This is a genomic window from Polaribacter atrinae, from assembly GCF_038023995.1.
Classification (GTDB): domain Bacteria; phylum Bacteroidota; class Bacteroidia; order Flavobacteriales; family Flavobacteriaceae; genus Polaribacter; species Polaribacter atrinae.
In genome coordinates, this window is the sequence record NZ_CP150660.1 from 2524177 (window position 1) to 2543214 (window position 19038).

At 31.7% G+C, this 19038-nt stretch carries 12 protein-coding genes and 2 pseudogenes; 10 read left to right on the forward strand and 4 right to left on the reverse strand.

What is annotated here, in order from left to right; translation table 11 throughout:
* From WG945_RS11110 to WG945_RS11120, 3 genes are all read right to left on the reverse strand, one after another.
* Positions 1–1572 carry a S41 family peptidase gene (locus WG945_RS11110; protein ID WP_068447935.1) on the reverse strand — a complete coding sequence of 524 codons (1572 nt, stop codon included), beginning with the start codon at positions 1570–1572 and terminating at the stop codon, positions 1–3.
* Entirely contained in the window at positions 1562–1990 is a 429-nt protein-coding gene (locus WG945_RS11115; protein ID WP_068447937.1) for a deoxycytidylate deaminase, read from the reverse strand. The genes WG945_RS11110 and WG945_RS11115 overlap by 11 nt, the downstream gene beginning before the upstream one ends.
* A 213-nt stretch (positions 1991–2203) precedes the next feature.
* Positions 2204–2785, reverse strand: coding sequence for a HupE/UreJ family protein (locus tag WG945_RS11120; protein ID WP_068447938.1), 582 nt, complete (start codon positions 2783–2785; stop codon positions 2204–2206).
* Positions 2786–3010: 225 nt separating this feature from the next.
* On the opposite strand from WG945_RS11120, the gene nirB reads away from it, so the two are divergent.
* The 5 genes from nirB (at position 3011) to WG945_RS11145 (ending at position 9366) form a co-directional block, all read left to right on the forward strand.
* A complete protein-coding gene (gene nirB / locus WG945_RS11125; protein WP_068447939.1) occupies positions 3011–5524 on the forward strand; it encodes a nitrite reductase large subunit NirB in 2514 nt (837 codons plus the stop codon).
* 198 nt (positions 5525–5722) lie between these two features.
* Positions 5723–6100 carry a nitrite reductase small subunit NirD gene (gene nirD, locus WG945_RS11130; RefSeq protein WP_068447941.1) on the forward strand — a complete coding sequence of 126 codons (378 nt, stop codon included), beginning with the start codon at positions 5723–5725 and terminating at the stop codon, positions 6098–6100.
* A gap of 9 nt (positions 6101–6109) precedes the next feature.
* Positions 6110–6694, forward strand: coding sequence for a DUF4202 domain-containing protein (locus WG945_RS11135; protein WP_068447943.1), 585 nt, complete (start codon positions 6110–6112; stop codon positions 6692–6694).
* Positions 6695–6711: 17 nt separating this feature from the next.
* Positions 6712–8520 (forward strand): type IV pili methyl-accepting chemotaxis transducer N-terminal domain-containing protein, encoded by a 1809-nt coding sequence (locus WG945_RS11140; RefSeq protein ID WP_068447945.1) that lies wholly within the window; start codon positions 6712–6714, stop codon positions 8518–8520.
* A 186-nt stretch (positions 8521–8706) separates the two neighbouring features.
* Positions 8707–9366 carry a response regulator transcription factor gene (locus WG945_RS11145; protein WP_068447946.1) on the forward strand — a complete coding sequence of 220 codons (660 nt, stop codon included), beginning with the start codon at positions 8707–8709 and terminating at the stop codon, positions 9364–9366.
* A 206-nt stretch (positions 9367–9572) separates the two neighbouring features.
* Here the strand turns inward: WG945_RS11145 and WG945_RS11150 are convergent, their stop codons facing one another.
* A complete protein-coding gene (locus tag WG945_RS11150; protein WP_068447949.1) occupies positions 9573–9752 on the reverse strand; it encodes a hypothetical protein in 180 nt (59 codons plus the stop codon).
* 257 nt (positions 9753–10009) lie between these two features.
* Here WG945_RS11150 and WG945_RS11155 point away from each other — a divergent pair, with 257 nt between their 5' ends.
* The 5 genes and pseudogenes from WG945_RS11155 to WG945_RS11180 all read left to right on the forward strand — a co-directional run bounded on the left by WG945_RS11155 (position 10010) and on the right by WG945_RS11180 (position 19028).
* Positions 10010–11434 (forward strand): MFS transporter, encoded by a 1425-nt coding sequence (locus WG945_RS11155; RefSeq protein WP_068447951.1) that lies wholly within the window; start codon positions 10010–10012, stop codon positions 11432–11434.
* A gap of 154 nt (positions 11435–11588) precedes the next feature.
* A pseudogene (locus WG945_RS11160) lies at positions 11589–15110 on the forward strand (molybdopterin-dependent oxidoreductase).
* Positions 15107–16539: pseudogene (locus WG945_RS11170) on the forward strand (rubredoxin). The pseudogenes WG945_RS11160 and WG945_RS11170 overlap by 4 nt, the downstream one beginning before the upstream one ends.
* A 147-nt stretch (positions 16540–16686) precedes the next feature.
* Entirely contained in the window at positions 16687–17958 is a 1272-nt protein-coding gene (locus WG945_RS11175; RefSeq protein ID WP_068448020.1) for an alginate export family protein, read from the forward strand.
* 413 nt (positions 17959–18371) lie between these two features.
* Positions 18372–19028: an HAD family hydrolase gene (locus tag WG945_RS11180; RefSeq protein ID WP_068447953.1), complete on the forward strand. Its 657-nt coding sequence runs from the start codon at positions 18372–18374 to the stop codon at positions 19026–19028.
* Positions 19029–19038 lie beyond the last annotated feature (10 nt).

Genomic DNA, 19038 nt, shown 5'->3' on the forward strand with positions numbered 1-19038 from the left:
CTATTTCTCACTTTCCAATTCTAAAACTTTCTGAATCATTTTATCATCTTGATGCATAATTCTATAAAAACCAACATCACCAAAAAGAGTGTTTGCAATAGCTGCTTTTAAGTATTTTTTTAAGTTTTGGCTGGTGCTAAAAGAAGGTGTAGGTCTGTCTTTAATATCAGACAAGTAGCTGTTAAAAACCGTTTCATCGGTATCAAAATCAGTAATAAAATTAGCTATGGTCCATTTTTGTAGTTTTTTTCTATTGTTATCTACATAGTCAAAAGCAAAATCATTTATAGAGTTAAAGTAGAAACCATTCATATAAGAAGTGGTGTCTATGGCAACAAAAATATCCGGAATAATACCGCCACCGCCGTAAACAACTTTTCCTTTAGGAGTAGTATATTTTAATGAATCTACCACTTTTATACTGTCTTTACTTAAGAGTTCTCCATTAGCAACCCTCTTTTGATAATCTGTATAATAATTTTTATTTCCTTCGTGGTCATAAGGTTTCTGAATAGAACGACCGGTAGGGGTGTAGTAACGTGCCGTTGTTAAACGCACTGCAGAACCATCGCCTAAATCCATTTCTATTTGTACCAACCCTTTTCCAAAAGAACGTCTACCTATAATTGTTCCTTTATCATTGTCTTGTAAAGCACCTGCTAAAATTTCTGATGCAGATGCAGAGTTTTCATCAATTAAAACATACAAACCACCTTTTTCAAAATCTCCTTTAGAGGTTGCAAAAGACTCTTCTACTTTATTTTTGTTGTTTTTGGTAAAAACAATCAGTTTATCATCTTCTAAAAATTCATCAATAATGCTATTTGCAATGTCTATAAAGCCACCACCATTTCCTCTAATATCAAGAATTAAATCGGTCATTCCATCATCTATTAAGGTGTTTAATGACGTTTTAAATTCACTATACGTATTTCTCGCAAAACGATCTAGTTTTATATAACCAATAGAATCGTTAATCATATAGGCTAAATCAACACTTTTAATATTTACATTACCACGAGTAACGGAAACAGTAAAGAGAGAATCGTTGCTTTTTCTATACATTTTAAGAGCTACTTTGGTATCTGGTTTTCCTTTTAAATAACCAGGCACTTTATCTGTAAACATGCCTTTACCATACAAAGTATCTTTATCTGCCATTAAAATACGATCGCCAGCTTTAATACCTGCCTTTATACCTGGTCCGCCTTTTATGGGTTGTATAACAGTAATGGAATCGTTTATAATTCTAAACTGAACACCAATACCTACAAAATTACCTTGCATATTTTCTTTAACAGCTTGCAAGTTCTCTTTAGGGATATACACAGAATGAGGATCTAATTTACCTAACATTTGCGTAATGGCACCATCTAATAAACTCTCCGTATTTACGGTATCTACGTAATCCTTTTCAATAAAATTAATAAGTTTCCTTATTTTTATTTCTTGAGATGAGTTTTTGTTTAAAGACAATATATTGTTAGAGCTACCATTTAGTGAAACACCAATTAGTAAACCAAAAATAACTGCTAAAGATAAATATATAGGAAGGTTGTTTTTATTTTTCATAAGGTAAATGCATGATTTCTACGCCTGCTTTTTCTAAAAAATTAATGCCAGAGGTATCTTTGTATGACTCTGCAAAAACAACACGTTTTATTCCTGCTTGGTGAATTAATTTACTGCATTGCGTGCATGGAGATAAGGTAATATATAAGGTGGCACCGTTTGCCGATTGGGTAGAAGAAGCAACTTTTAAGATGGCATTTGCCTCTGCATGTAAAACTTCCCACTTTGTAACTCCATTACAATCTTCACAACAATTATCAAAACCAGTGGGTGTTCCGTTAAAACCATCAGAAATAATCATTCTGCCCTTTACAATAAGCGCGCCTACTTGTTTACGTTTACAATGAGATAATTTTCCCCATTCGCGAGCCATTTTTAAATAAGCCCTATCGTATTTTAATTGTTTCTTATCAGTCATACAGAACGAAAGTAAAAAGATTTACAGAAATAAGACGTTAATAATTAGACAAAATTTATTTAGATGTTCTTTAAGCATTATTTTTGGGCGTTCCCTTTCAGGTCGGGCTTTACGCTACAATCTTTTTATTCATTCTTCATAAAAAGGATTTTCACTGCAATCCCTAACGCAGCCTACAAGTTGTCAATAGTAAAAAAACGAAAACTTGGTTGTTTACCAAAACACTCTATCGGTCATCATTTGTATGGCAAAACCAATTACAATAGAAGAACAAACTAAAATCCAATCTCTTCTGCTAGCTCTAAAAAAGTTTTGTAGTAGTGTACCAACAATTAAAATTCCTAAAACAATAATAATCTGAGCAGCTTCTATACCTAATGCGAATTCTAATAACGGAAACAATTTATTTTCTTCTTTACCAACCATCATTTTAAAATAGTTAGAAAAACCTAAACCGTGAATTAAACCAAAAAACAAAGCAAATATTAAGTTGATGTTTTGTTTACCAGAAGCAGTGTTTTTTGCTGTAAAAACATTTATAGCTCCTGTTATAAAAATGGTTACCGGAATTAAAAATTCAATCATATCCATTTTAATTTTTAGAATACCATAAGCAGATAAAGCCAAAGTAATAGAATGACCAATTGTGAATAATGTAACCAGCCATAAAACTTTTTTCCATTGTTTAAAGCTAAATACAACAGCTAAAACAATTAAAAATAAAATATGGTCATAAGCAGCTAAATCTAACACATGGTTTAAGCCCATTTTAAAATACAGTAAAAAATCGTCCATTAAAAAAATAATAATTAAGTGAATGGTAAAGATATTAAAAACTGTAATCGAAATAAAGCGTAAATACACTATTAACAATTCTAATTGCTAAATTTTAACTATTATCAATTTTATAAGTATTCATTTCTTTAAATCAATAATAATTTAATTAATACGTAAATTTTATAAAATTAAATATGTACAAATAAGTAATAATACTTAGTTTTGTAGTTTAAATACGTAATTATGAAAACAATTATAGTTGTAGGTAATGGAATGGTTGGTTATAAATTTTGTGAAAAATTTGTAGCAGCATCTGTAAATGAAGAATTTAAAGTTATTGTTTTTGGTGAAGAGCCAAGACCTGCTTACGATAGAGTCCATTTAAGTGAGTTTTTCGAAAACCAAGATGCAAAAGCTTTAGAGATGGCGCCTGCAGAATGGTATAAAGAAAATAAAATCGATTTAATTGTTGATGAAAGAGTTTCCGACATTCAAAGAACTACAAAAACTATAATCACTGCCAAAAACAGAGTTTTTAATTACGATTACTTAGTTTTAGCAACAGGATCTTCTGCTTTTGTGCCGCCAATTAAAGGTGTAGAAAAAGAAGGAGTTTTTGTGTACAGAACTATAGAAGATTTAGAAGGGATGTTGGCGTATGCAGCAAATCTTAAGGAGAAGAATCCAAATGCAAGAGCTGCTGTTTTAGGTGGAGGTTTATTAGGTTTAGAAGCAGGTAAAGCTGTTATGGATATGGGTTTAGAGCCTCATATTATAGAGTTTGCGCCTAAATTAATGCCAAGACAATTAGATGCAAGAAGTAGTAAAGTATTGCAATTAAAATTAGAATCGATAGGATTAAATATACATTTAAGTAAAGCAACGAACCAGATTTTAGGAGACGATGCTATTACGGGAATGGAGTTTGGCGAAGACGATGTTTTAGATGTAGAAATATTAGTAGTTTCTGCAGGAATTCGTCCAAGAGATGAACTTGGTAAAACTTGTGGCTTAGAAATGGGCGTTCGTGGCGGAATTGTAGTTGACAATAAAATGAAAACTTCCGACGAAAACATCTTCGCAATCGGAGAAGTTGCTTTGTACAACCAAATGATTTATGGTTTGGTTGCTCCTGGTTACGATATGGCTGGTGTTGCAGTAAATCAGATTATTGGAAACACAGAAGAATTAATGCCAGCTGAGATTGACATGTCTACCAAATTAAAATTAATTGGTGTAGATGTAGCAAGTTTTGGAGAACCTTTTATGCCTGTATCTAAAGGACATTCTGTTATTTTCGAAAACAAAACACAACATTTATATAAAAGAATTAATGTTAGTTTAGATGGTAAATCTTTATTAGGAGGAATCTTAGTAGGGGATGCATCAGACTATAATATGTTGCATCAAGTATTTTTAAACGGAATGGCAATTCCAGAAGATGCTGCACAATTAATTTTACCAGCAACAGAAGGCGGTGCTTTTGGTAGCGCACTAGATTTACCAGACGAGGCGCAAATTTGTTCTTGTGAGAATGTAAGTAAAGGTCAAATTTGTGGAGCTATCAAAGATGGTTCTTGCGAAGATTTAGCAGGCGTTATTGCATCAACAAAAGCAAGTACAAGTTGTGGTGGTTGTAAACCAATGGTTACAGATTTGGTTAACGAAACTTTAAAATCGTTAGGTAAAACGGTTAAAAATGTAATTTGCGAACATTTTGAATATAGCAGACAAGAATTATACGGAATTATAAAAGCTAAAAAATTAACTTCTTTTAATGAAGTTTTAGACGCTGCAGGAACCGGTCATGGTTGTGAAACTTGTAAGCCGTTAGTTTCTTCAATTTTTGCAAGTTTATATAATGATACTCCAAATAAAGAAGACGTTACACAAGATACAAACGATAAATTTTTGGCAAACATACAACGTAACGGAACCTATTCTGTGGTGCCAAGAATTGCAGGTGGAGAGCTAACGCCAGAGGATTTAATTGTTTTAGGACAAATAGGTTCGAAATATAATTTATATACAAAAATTACCGGTGGAGCGCGTATCGATTTCTTTGGTGCAGAATTAAATGACTTACCAGCAATTTGGACAGAGTTAATTGATGCAGGTTTTGAAAGTGGTCATGCATACGGAAAATCTTTAAGAACTGTAAAAAGTTGTGTAGGTTCTACATGGTGTCGTTATGGTTTAGATGAAAGTATCACGTTTGCCATCGAACTAGAAAACAGGTATAAAGGATTGCGTTCTCCACATAAAATTAAAGGAGGTGTTTCTGGTTGTATCCGTGAATGTGCAGAAGCTAGAGGTAAAGATTTTGGAATTATTGCTGTAGAAGGTGGTTGGAATCTTTATGTGGGTGGAAACGGTGGTGCAACACCAAGACACGCACAGTTATTAGCCGAAAAAATAGACAATGAAACGGTTATAAAATATTTAGATCGTTACTTAATTTATTACATACAAACAGCTGCTCCGTTAATGAGAACTGCTGCTTGGTTAGATAAATTAGAAGGCGGAATAGAGCAATTGAAAAAAGTGGTTATCGAAGACAGTTTACATATTGTTGAAGATTTAGAAAAAGAGATGCAATTCTTAGTGGATGCTTACGAATGTGAGTGGAAACAAGCCATCGCAAACGAAGAAACAAAGAAACGTTTTCATCATTTTGTAAATTCAGATGATAGAGATGACAACTTAGTATTTGTGCCTTTACGTGATCAAAAAATGCCAGAACTCTGGAAAAATTAATTTTTTCAGGTACAAATAAAACGCACAGTTTTGTCATTTCGACATAAGGAGAAATCGTATAAAGTTGCTAAACATTATGTGTTCACTGTAATGTGACTTCTCTTAAAATCGAAGTGACAGAACGTTTTAAAATAACATTTTAAATCTCAATTATTTTTAACAAGACTACTTAATTGAACAGAAATAACAAATATAATTATGGACACATTACTTTTAAAATACAAAACAGTAAAAGAAGCAGAAGTAAAGGTTTGGTTTAAAGCCGCTCCAGTAAGTGCGTTTCCAAAAGATGGTGGTGCGTGTGTAAAGTACAAAGATTTACAAATTGCTGTTTTCAATTTTTCTAGATTAGATAAATGGTATGCATGTCAGAATTTATCACCAGAAAAACAAGAAATGGTGTTGTCTAGAGGTATGTTGGGCGATCATAAAGGGATTCCTAAAATTGCATGTCCTTTGCATAAAAAAACGTTTTCATTAGAAACTGGCGAAAATTTAAATGCAGATTTAGCACCTATTGCTGTATATCCTATTAAGATTGAAGCAGAAAATGTGTATATTGGCTTCTCTGAATAAAACTAAAAAATGAAGCCTACAAGATTTGAAACTGCTATTGCTATTATTGATAAAAAAAACGCAGAAGACCCAAACAATTACCAAGTTTCTGGATTAGAGTATCCTAAAGAATTATTATATTCTCAAAGGATGACTAGAAAGTTACTTCAGTTTGATCCAAATGCATCAAAAGCACTTCAAATTGCGGCAAGAGCACAACATATTTGTCGTTGGAAAATTGGAAGAAAAGAGTTTCCGATGGATAGAGTTGGGTACCTAAAATGGCGTGAAGAATTAAAAAAGATGCACGCAGAATTGACTGGAGAAATCTTAGAACAAGTTGGTTTTGATGCTCAATTTGTAGATAGAGTTCAGAAAATTATCTTAAAAAAACTCATCAAGAAAAACGAAGAATCTCAAACTTTAGAAGATGTTATTTGTCTAGTTTTTCTAGATTATTATTTTGATGAATTTGCAGCGAAACATAGCGATGAAAAAATCATTGATATTTTAAAGAAAACGTGGGTAAAAATGTCTGATAAGGGGCATGAAGCAGCTTTAAAAATACCATTTTCAGAAAAAAGTTTAGCGTTGGTAAAACAAGCCATTTCATAATAAATGTAATCTAAATAATGACTAAAAACGGCAATTCATTAGACCAAAGAACGTTTAATAAATTAAGCCGTTTGTATATTATTGCGTTAAGTGCCATTGCGCTTACAATAATTATCAGTCAAGTTTTAATTCGCAATCATTTAGAAACTCAAAAAAGTGATTCTACCGTAATTAATGTTGCTGGTAGACAAAGAATGCTGAGTCAGAAATTAACCAAAGAAATTGTTTCCCTTTCTGATTATTCTGATAAAAAAAACAGACTTCGACTTAAAAATAATATCTCAGAAACTCTCTATTTATGGAAGTTATCGCACAATGCACTTCAAAAGGGAAATGACAGTTTAGGGCTTCCTGAACATAATAGCGATAAAATTAAAAGTGAATTTAAAGCGATTAATCCTGTTTTTAATACTATTGAAAAAGCTTCAAAAACAATTTTACAAAAGTTAGAAGATGCTACAATTTCTATTGATGAATTAGCATTCGAAATTGAAAAAGTAACCAAAAACGAAGGTTCTTTTTTATTGATGATGGATGAAATTGTAAATCAATACAATGTAGAAGCCGATAAAAAAATAGCTTGGTTAAAAAAGTTAGAATTGTTTTTAATGTCTTGTACATTATTAATTCTTTTAGGAGAATTTTTATTCATTTTTTGGCCAACTGCAAAATCCGTAAAAGCAACACTCTCAGAATTATTATTTGCAGAAAAAAGAGCTAAAAAAATGGCTTTTGATGCAGATGAGCTAAGCCTTTCTAAAGAAAAATCAATAAAAGAATTACGTGCTTTAAGTCATGCGATGGATGAAACGTTGTTGTTTGCAAGAACTTCTCCAAGCGGCAATTTAATTCATATGGGAAATAAGTTTTCTCGTTTGTTTAAATTATCAAAATCGAACAAAGAAGTATTGATTTGGAATGTTTTATCTAACAATGAAAACGAACAATTATTTATTGAAAATTTAATTAGTAAACATAAAAAAACAGGTTGGCAAGGAGAGGTAAAAGCAACCATAAAAGGAGATGTAGATATTTGGTTAGAAATGTCTTTAGTGCCTTATAGACCAACAGAAGATAGGTCTGAATTGTTAATTATTGCTTCAGAAATTACCGAAAGAAAAGCGGCTCAAACAGAAATTGAAAGACTTACAAAGGCCAATTTTGAAGAGAAAATGAGTCAGCAAAAAATAATCTCAAGCAAGATTATTGAAAATCAAGAAAAAGAACAAAACAGAATTGCTAAAGACGTTCATGACGGAATTGGACAAATGCTTACAGGATTAAAATACAATCTAGAAAGCATCAATATGAATGATATTGAGAAAACAACGTCTAAAATAGAACACCTAAAAGAATTAACCACCAACATTATAAAAGGAGTTAGAACCGCTACTTTTAACTTAACTCCGCCAGAATTATCAGATCACGGAATTGTGCCTGCCATAACCAAATTAACACAAGAATTGGGTAGATTAACAGGTAAAGAAATTATGTTTTATAACAAAACAGATTTTAATGATCGTTTAGATTCTTTGGTTGAAATTAATATTTATAGAATTACCCAAGAAGCAATTAATAATGCTATTAAATATGCAGATTCTTCACATATTTTAGTGTCACTTTCTCACAGTAAAAATATTTTAAGTATTGTTATTGATGATGATGGCCAAGGTTTTGAACCATCGAAAGTAAAGAAAGTAAAAAACGGAGATGGAGGCATGGGAATGACCTTTATGAAAGAAAGAATTAAATATATTGATGGTCGTTTATTCTTAAATTCAGAATTAGGAAAAGGGACAAGAGTTACTTTGAATATTCCTATTTAAAACACAATCTTATCATTTCTACTTTAGGAGAAATCTTATAACAGTGATTGTCAAAAATAGCGCAATATTATGTGATTTCTCACTGCGTTCGAAATGACAAACTAGTGCATTATAAAACTCCTCACCAGATAAATACGTAGTTTTACTTAAAAACCTTATTTTTGTACGTATAAAATAGTTGCAATTATGATAAATGTAGTTTTAGCAGACGACCACGTTTTGGTAAGAGATGGAATAAAAGCACTTTTAGAAGATCAATCAGGAATTACCGTAATTGATGAAGCTTCTAACGGAAAAGAGGCTTTAGAAGTTATTGCTAAAAATAAACCTCATGTACTTATTGTAGATATTCGTATGCCAGAAATGAACGGAATTGAAGTGGTTGCAGAAATTACAAAACAGAAAATAGATGTAAAAACCTTAGTGCTTTCTATGCACGATTCTGAAGAGTATGTTTTAAAATCTATACAAGCAGGTGCAGATGGGTATTTGTTAAAAGGAGCTAGTAAAGAAGAGTTTTTAAAAGCGGTAAATAATGTAGCCGCTGGCGATAAGTATTTTACGGGTGATGTTTCTACCATTATAATGAACAACTTTGTAAGCGGAAAAACGAGTAAAGTTATTGAGGAGCAAAAAGAAGTTAAAGTTGCGCCTTTTAAACTAACTAAAAGAGAAAGACAAATACTTAATTTAGTTTTAGAATTAAAGAATAATAAAGATATTGCAGAAGAATTGTCTATTAGTAAGCGTACTGCAGAGGTGCATCGTTTTAATTTAATGAAGAAATTAGAGGCTAAAAACCTACAAGAATTAACAAATAAGGCCAAAGAGTATCAGTTGATATAGGTCTTTTGATTGTAAATATATCTGTGTAATAACTCACCGCAAAGTTTTCAAAGTTATATCGCCAAGGGCACAAAGAAAAAAACCTCAGTGCATCTCTTTGTTTCTCCGTGAGTCTCTGTGTAATAACTCACCGAAAAGTTCACAAAGTTATATCGCCAAGGACGCAAAGAAAAAACCTCAGTACATCTCTATGCGGCAATTAATGCTTATTTTTTTGTTTGATTTTTCTTTAACTTATCAATTACAAATACACTGTATATCATAATTAACAAGCCAAGAATCATAGCGCTATATTGTAAAGTTTTATAATCAGCTAAAAATGTCATTCCGAGTGTTGAAAGTGCCATTCCAACCACAAATAGATTTATTCCTTTATTATTTTTCATTTTTGTTCCGTTTATTTTCAATTGATTAGTAGTCTAATTGAACTATTTGTTACACTTTACCTTTTGATTTTAAATTGAATAGAACAATTTGTTGGAATACACCTTTTTCATAACAATTATTTTTCAACTCCAATTTTATCATATTCTTAAATTCAATACTACGTAATTATTAATCTACTAATAATTATAAAATACGTATTTTTTAGTATAATAATTAAGTATTTATACTTATTTTTGTGTATCTAAAAATATGTATTATGATAAATCTATCTCAAGAAAAATCTACAAAATTAAGTTTATTCGATTTTAAGAATGTATCCACTCGTACATTTTGGATTACATCAATATCATTCTTTTTATGCTTTTTTGCATGGTTTGGTATTGTACCTTTTATGCCAGATGTTGTAAAAGATTTAGGCTTAACACCAGATCAAAAATGGAATTCAATTATTTTAGCCGTTTCAGGAACCGTATTTGCACGTTTACTAATTGGTAAATTATGTGATAAATACGGACCAAGATTATGTTATACATGGTTGCTAATGTTAGGTGCAATTCCTGTTGTTTTATGTGGATTAGTACAAACACCAACGCAATTTTTAGTTTGTAGATTATTTATTGGTTTTATTGGAGCTTCCTTTGTAATTACACAAGTACATACTTCTTTAATGTTTGCACCAAATATTGTAGGAACCGCAAATGCAACTTCTGCAGGTTGGGGTAACTTAGGTGGTGGCGCAAATAGATTAGGTATGCCTTTAATTGCAGCAGCAGTGGTTGCTTTTGGTGTTGCAGACGGAGAGGCTTGGAGATATTCTATGGTTATTGCTGGTATTGTTTGTTTTTTAATGGGTATTGTATATTACTTATTTACAACAGATACACCAAAAGGAAACTTTGGCGAATTAAAAGCAGCTGGAGAAATGGTTGTTACTAAAAAAGACCAAATAGGATTTTTAGAAGTATTAAAAGATTATAGAGTTTGGATTCTTTTTGTAGTATATGCTGCAAGTTTTGGAATTGAATTAACAGTGTATGGAACTATGGATGATTATCTTCAGAATACGTTTCAATTACAAAGAGTAACAGCTGGTAACATTGTATTGTCTTTTGCATTGATGAATATTTTTGCAAGAACTTTAGGTGGTTTCTTTGGAGATAAATTTGGTAAGTTAAAAGGATTGAGAGGTCGTGTTTTATTCTTGTCTTTCATCTTAACCTTACAAGGAGTTATGTTGATCTTTTTCTCTGGAGCTACAAGTCTTGTTTTAGGAGTTGTTTTATTAATATTATTTAGTTTAAGTGTACAAATGGCAGAAGGAGCAACGTTTTCTGTAGTGCCATTTATCAATAAAAAAGCCATTGGTTCTGTTTCTGGAATTGTTGGAGCAGGAGGAAATGTTGGTGCATTTTTAGCAGCAATGTTATTAAAATCTAAATCTTCATTGGCAGAAAAAGCAGCCATTGTATCTAGCGAAGGTTTAGGAGATGAGGTTATTAAGGCAGCGCAATCTGCAGCTTCTTCAAGTGCCGTTGCAAACGGATATTTATTAATTGGTTTTGTGATTGTTGCTACGGGTATTGCAGCGTTAGCAATTAAGTTTTCTACAGAAGAAGAAGATGAAACAGAAAAAATAAATGGTTTATCACCAGAGTTGATACCAATTAAAGTAAAAAGATAAAACAGATGAATGTCGCCCCAATTATCTAATAAATAAAGAATCGAAAAACAGATTTAAAAATTCAGTTCTCTTTTTTAAATGTATTCAGAATAAAAAAATTGAATTTTGGTTAGTAAAATTTTAATGTCGTATTTTGTATAAAACCTTGGTCTAAATGATTAAAAATGAAATTAAAACAACGTGTTCTTATTGTGGAGTAGGTTGCGGAATTATCGTAAAAAAAGACATGAACAACAAGGTTTTTGTTGAAGGAGATAAAGACCATCCTGTTAACAAAGGGATGTTGTGTTCTAAAGGAATGAACTTGCATTATGTTGCAAATGATACTTCAGACAGAATTTTATATCCAGAAATGCGTTGGAGTCGTTCTCATCCGCGTGAGCGTGTTTCTTGGGATACTGCTTTAGATAGAGCTGCCAGCGTTTTTAAATCAATTATAAAAAACATGGTCCAGATTCTGTAGTGTTTTACGTTACCGGACAAAGTTTAACAGAAGAATATTACATTGCTAATAAACTGACAAAAGGGTTTTTAGGAACCAATAATATAGACACCAACTCACGTTTATGTATGAGTTCTGCTGTGGTTGGTTATAAAAAAACATTCGGAGAAGATAGTGTGCCAATTTCGTACGACGATATAGAATTAGCTGATACTTTTTTAATAACAGGTGCAAATCCTGCTTGGTGTCATCCAATTTTGTTTAGGCGAATTGAAAAACGCAAAGAAGAAAATCCGAAGGTAAAAGTAATTGTAATTGATCCACGTAAAACAGATTCTGCAAAATTTGCAGATTTGCATTTGCAATTAACACCAGGAACCGACGTTGTTTTATACAATGCTATTGGTAGGTGTTTGTACAAAAGTGGTTTAATTGATGAAGATTTTATTAAGAACCACACACAAGGTTTTGATGGTTATAAAGAAGTTATTTTTGGAACGACTTTAAAACAAGCGTCTAAAATTTGTGGAGTTCCTGCAAAAGAAATTCAGAAAGCTGCAGAAATGATTGGTCTTTCTAAAGGCTTTATCAGTATGTGGGCAATGGGTTTAAACCAAAGTGTAATTGGTACAGACAAAAACACATCACTTTTAAATTTATCATTAATAACTGGTCAGGTTGGTAAACCTGGTGCAGGTCCTTTTTCATTAACGGGTCAGCCAAATGCAATGGGCGGACGAGAAGTTGGTGGAATGGCAAACTTGTTAGCGGTTCATAAAGATTTAGGAAACGAAGAACATAGAAGAGAAGTTGCACAATTTTGGGGAGTAGATAAAATATCTGCAAAACCAGGATTAACAGCAACAGAATTATTTGATGCTTTAGAAAGCGGAAAGGTAAAAGCGGTATGGATTGCGAGTACAAATCCTTTGGTGAGTATGCCAAATTCTCATCAAATAGAAAAAGCCATGGCAAAATCTAAATTTGTGGTGGTACAAGAAATTTCTCATAAAGCAGATACTTTAAATTATGCAGATTTGGTGTTGCCAGCTGCTGCGTGGTTAGAAAAAGAAGGTACCATGACAAATTCTGAAAGAAGAATTTCTTATTTACCAAAAGAAATTGAAGCGCCAGGAGAAGCAAGACCAGATGTAGAGATTTTCTGTGATTTTGCACAAAGAATGGGCTTTAGAGGTTTTAATTATAATGGTGCAGAAGAAATTTATGATGAATATGCTTCGATGACCAAAGGAACAAATATTGATGTTTCTTTTTTAAATTATGATCGATTAAAAAACGAAGGTACTTTTCAGTGGCCCGTAAATGAATATAGAAGTAAAGGAACGCCACGTCTTTTTGAGGATAAAAAGTTTTATACACCTTCTCAAAAAGCAATTTTTAATGTTCCATCAACCATAGAAAATACATCAGTAAAAACGAATGACGAGTTTCCGTTAATTTTAACCACAGGTCGTGTTAGAGATCAGTGGCACACGATGACCAAAACAGGAAAAGTAGCAAGATTAAAAACACATTATCCAAAACCTGTTTTAGAAATAAATCCTGTAGATGCGTATTTAAATAAAATTAAGGACGGAGATATTACAGAGATAAAAAGTGCTAACGGAGTTGTTAGAGTACGTGCAAAAATTACAGACGAAATTAAAGAAGGCGTTGTTTTCTTACCAATGCATTGGGGTAAAGTGCTAAATAGTAATTTAAATAGAGCTAATAATTTAACCAATACACATATAGATCCGGTTTCTAAAGAGCCAGATTTTAAATTTACATCGGTTTCAGTTTCAAAATATAAAAAACCGAAAGACAAAATTATTATTGCAGGTGCTGGAGCTGCCGCTTTTAGATTTTTACAAAATTATAGAGATTATAACGAGGTGGATGAAATTCATGTTTTTTCTAAGGAATCTAACTTGTTTTACAACCGTGTTTTATTACCAGAATATATTACAGAAGAACTTTCTTGGGAGCAATTATTAAAAATAAAAAATGCTGAATTAAAGAATTTAAATATTAAAATTCACCCAGAAACAATTATAGAAAAAATTGATAAAGAGACTAAAATTGTTACAGATTCTAACGGTGAAACTCATTCGTTTGATAAGTTAATTTTAGCAACCGGAAGTAGACCTTTTATACCTAAAGATGTGCAAATAGATTTACCAGGTCGTTTTACCATGCGTAATAAAAATGATGCAGATCGATTTAAAAATTATTTAGATGCTACAGGTTTACCGCCAGAAGAACAACATGTTGTAATTGTTGGTGGAGGTTTGTTAGGTTTAGAGTTGGCTGCAGCGATGAAGCACAAGAATGTAAAAATCACTATTATTCAGCGTGCATCTAGATTAATGGAACGTCAATTAGATAAAATTTCTAGTAAATTATTATCAATAAACGTACAAGAAAGAGGGATTCAAATTTATTTTGATAATGAAGTAAGTACTGTTTTTTGATGATGAAGATACAGGTGAATTAACCATCAACCTAAAAAGTGGAAAATACATTTCAGCCAATGCAATTGTGTATGCAATTGGTACAAGACCCAATATAGAAATTGCTAAAAATAACGGTATTGTTTGCGGGCGAGGCGTAAAGGTAAATCAGCATTTACAATCTTCTCATCCAGATATTTTTGCGATTGGAGAAATTGCCGAATTCAATAATAAATTATTTGGTATTACCTCTGCAGCAGAAGAACAAGCAGGCATTTTAGCCAATTTTATTGCAGGCGATATTAGTGAGGCTTACAAAGGTTCTGTGCTAATGAATATTCTAAAATTTAGCGATTTAAACTTGTGTAGTATTGGCGAGATTTCTGTTCCGGATAACGACCCAAGTTACGAGGAAATTATTTTTACAGATATTTCTAAAGGATATTATAAGAAGTGTATTGTAAAAGATGATTTACTAATTGGTGCCGTTTTAGTAGGTGATAAAAATGAATTTGCAGAGTTTAAAACCTTAATTGAAAGCAAGATTGAAATGTCTGACAAACGAGATACTTTGTTAAGAGGCGCATCTAATGATGCACCTGTTTTAGGAAAATTAGTTTGTTCTTGTAGCCAAGTAGGAGAAGGAAATATTGAAGAAGCCATTGCTAAAGGATGTTCTAATTTTACGGAATTATGTAACAAAACAGGCGCAGGTTTAGGGTGTGGAAGTTGTAAAACGGAAGTAAGAGAAATTTTGAACAATGCAAAAGTAACAGTATGAGCGAGCAGTTAAATAGAATCATTGTAAGAGGTGGAGTTTTATCTCCTGGAGAACTAAAGTACATTTGTGAATCTGTAGAAAGTTTGGGCTTAAAAACCATTTCTTTTGGATCTAGACAAGATATTTTATTACCTAAAAATGTAAATCAAGAAGAGTTAGCTCAATTTGATAAATTAAAAATTGTAGAAACCGATAAAACAGGTGTAGAAAATATTGTTTCGTCTTATGTTTGTGCAGATATTTTTCCGAGTACGTCTTGGTTAACCGGAGATAGATATTTATATCTTTTAGAACAATTTAGCACAGAATCTAAATTAAAAATAAATTTAACAGATCCAAAACAGCGTTTGGTTCCTTTGTTACAGGGAATATAAACTTTATCGCTTCAGAACACGAAGATTATTGGTATTTGTATGTCAGGCTTCCAGATTGGAAAAAAACACAAATGTACCCTGCTTTAATTTATAGTTGGGATTTAGATAAGATTGAAACTGCTATTGAAAACGTTCTTCAAGAAGAGCCAGAAACCATCGAAATGATTTTCGATTTGGTAAGTGATGCCGTAGATACCAATAATAGAACGGTAGATAAACCTTTAGAAGTGCCTTTTTACCCTTTTCCTTATTTTGAAGGAATGAACAAAATTGGTATGGATAAATACTGGTTAGGTTTGTATTGGAGAAACAATAAATATGATATTTCTTTCTTAAAAGAAATGTGCGAATTGTGTTCTGAAAATAAGATTGGTAAAATTTCTATTACACCTTGGAAATCTTTTGTGGTGAAAGGGATTCCGAAAGAATCTAAACTGGTTTGGGAGAAGTTTTTAGGGAAGCGAGGAATCATTGTACGCCATTCTATGTTAGAGTTAAATTGGCATATTCCTGTAGCTAATAAAGATGCTTTAAATTTAAAGAAATACTTGGTTTCTAATTTCGATCAAAACGATATTAGTACGTATGGTTTAACCTTCGGAATTACAGATTATAGCAAAGCAGCTTATTATTTTACATCGATAGTTGTCGAAAAAAATAAACAACCAGAAATGATTGGCAACTTTCAAACAAGAGATACGTATAATCTTTTGTATGCTAAAAATTTCGATCCAAATACAAGGCAATATATTATGCACGTTCAAGACGTGGATAAAGTAGAATTACCAGGTTTGTTAATGGAATTAAGTCAGTTGTATTTTGATCAATTAGGAAGTGAAATAGAAGCAGAAAAAGAAGTTGAGGTACAAAAAGAAACCACAGAATTAGAAGTTTATCAATGTAAAGATTGTTTAACAATTTACGATGAAGCCTTTGGCGATATTACTCAAAATATCCCTGCAGAAACCCTTTTTAGTACGCTTCCAGAAAGCTATGAATGTTCGCTTTGTGAAGCTCCAAAATCTAGTTTCCAAAAAGCAGTATTGGTTAAATAAAATCAATTTATAACACAGACAAAAGTTTTAAAAATAAGCTTTTTTGAATTACTATAAATATGAGACTTATCATATAAAAGATATTTTTGTCTTTTTATATTGCGTCTTCAAATAAAAATTAAATCAGAATTTAAAATAGAAATCAAAATGAAAAAACAATACGTAATTTTAGGGTTAATGTTAGTATGCTTTCAATTTGCAAAAGCACAATTTACTTTAGATGGAGAATTTAGACCACGTACAGAATATAGAAACGGATTTGGAAGTTTAATTCCGGATGCTTCTGATGCTGGTTTTGGAATTTCGACAAGAGTGCGTTTAAATACCAGCTACATGACAGACAATTATTGGGTGTACGTAAGTTTACAAGATGTAATGGTGTGGGGAGAAAACAGACAAATTTTACCTTATGATCAAAATAATTCTTTTGCAATTTTTCAGGCTTGGGCAGAGCTTAAACTGGGTGAGAATACATCTACAAGAGTTGGTCGTCAAGTATTATCTTATGATGATCAACGAATTTTAGGAGGATTAGATTGGGCACAACAAGGTAGAAACCACGATGCAGCTTTACTTAAATATAAAAAGGATAGTTTTATGTTAGATGTTGCGTTAGCATTTAATCAAGATTACTCAAACCCAACAGGTTTTCAATCTGCAGGTACTGCATACAATACAACAGGTTATTTTTCATATAAAACCATGCAAATGTTATATATGAAACAAAAATGGGAGAAATTAACAGGTAGTTTATTATTGTTAAATAACGGATTTCAAGAATTTGATGCTGTATCAGGAGAAGCAGACGGCGTAAGTAATTTACAAACCTTAGGAACACATTTAGATTATAAATCTGGTAGTTTTGGTTTGTCTGCAAATGCTTTTTTACAGACAGGTAAGCGTCAAGGAAATGTAGATGTAAAAGGAGCGTATTTGGTTGGTTTAGATGCAACGTATAAAGTAGCTCCAAAAGTAAGTTTAGGATTAGGTATAGAAGCTATTAGTGGTAATGATGGTGCTGCAGGAGAAACGGGAGCATTTTTTCCATTATATGGAACAAATCATAAATTTAATGGTTTTATGGATTATTTTTATGTGGGTAATCATGCAAACTCAATTGGTTTGGTAGATCTTCATGTAAGTGCAAACTTCATTTTAAATGAATCTTCTAGTTTACTAGTAAAAGCACTTAATTTTAGAGGAGAACAAGCATTAGCAAGTGGAGAGAAATCTTTAGGAACAGAAATAGATTTAGTGTACAAAAAGAACTTTAAAGGATATTCTTTAGTACTTGGATATTCTCAAATGTTTGCAAGCGATGGTATGTATGAATTAAAAGGAGTTACAGAAGCTGCTGCTGCAAATAATCAAAATTGGGCTTGGGCAATGTTGGTAATTAAGCCAAAATTTTTAAACTAGAAATTAAAAATAAGTACCCTAAATTGTTAGTATTATAGTTTCTTTTAGTGTTAAGAATTATAACTACTACTATTTTGAATCCCTCTTCTTAGAGGGATTTTTCTTTTAGATAATATTTCTAATGTCTACTAAAAACATCGCGTTTTTAAGTTGGCTTTATGAAATTCAATTTGGTTAGATAGAAACTATTATGTGAAGATTTGAATTACGAATATTTTTTAAAAAACGATCTTTTAATATACAAAACACTTAAAAACAGTTAGTTGATAGGGTTTTGTTTCTTATATCTTTTAGGGTAGTGGTCTTAAGTTTTTTAAGATACACTAATGATAAACTACTTTAAAATATAGCAGAAAATCTTTATTATTTTCAACTTTTAATCATGAGATTATTAGTAATTTTATCAAAAAAAAATGAAGTATAAAGCTGTTATTTTCGATTTAGATGGTACGCTCGTAAATTCTATAAAAGATATTGCAGATGCCATGAATATTGTACTTGAAAATAGGAATTATCCTACCTATAATTATGATACGTATAAAACTTTTGTAGGAAGTGGAGTAAGGAGTTTGGTGGTGAAGGCGTTGCCAGATGAAAACCCTAAAAATGAAGAGGTAGAAGCGTGTTTTATAGAGATGATGCAGGTGTACAGCAAATGTTGTACAAATAAAACAATGCCTTATGATGGTATCTTAGAACTATTAAATCAATTAGATGCTAAAAATATTAAAGTAAGTGTGCTTTCTAATAAAGAAGATACTTTAACTAAAAAAGTATCAGCCTTTTTGCTACCAGATTTTTTGAGTCCAGTTTTAGGATTGAAAGTTGAGGTTGATAAAAAACCAAATCCGAAAGTGGCTTTGCAAATTTGTGACGAGATACAAGTAAAACCAGAAGAAACCATTTTTGTGGGGGACACAGATGTTGATATTTTAGTCGCTAAAAATGCAAATATGATCCCTGTTGGTGTGTCTTGGGGTTTTAGAGATAAAGAAAGTCTAATTGACGCTGGAGCAACACACATTTTAGAACATCCTTTAGATTTGATGAAAATTTTAGAGCGTGTTTAAAAAATAAAAA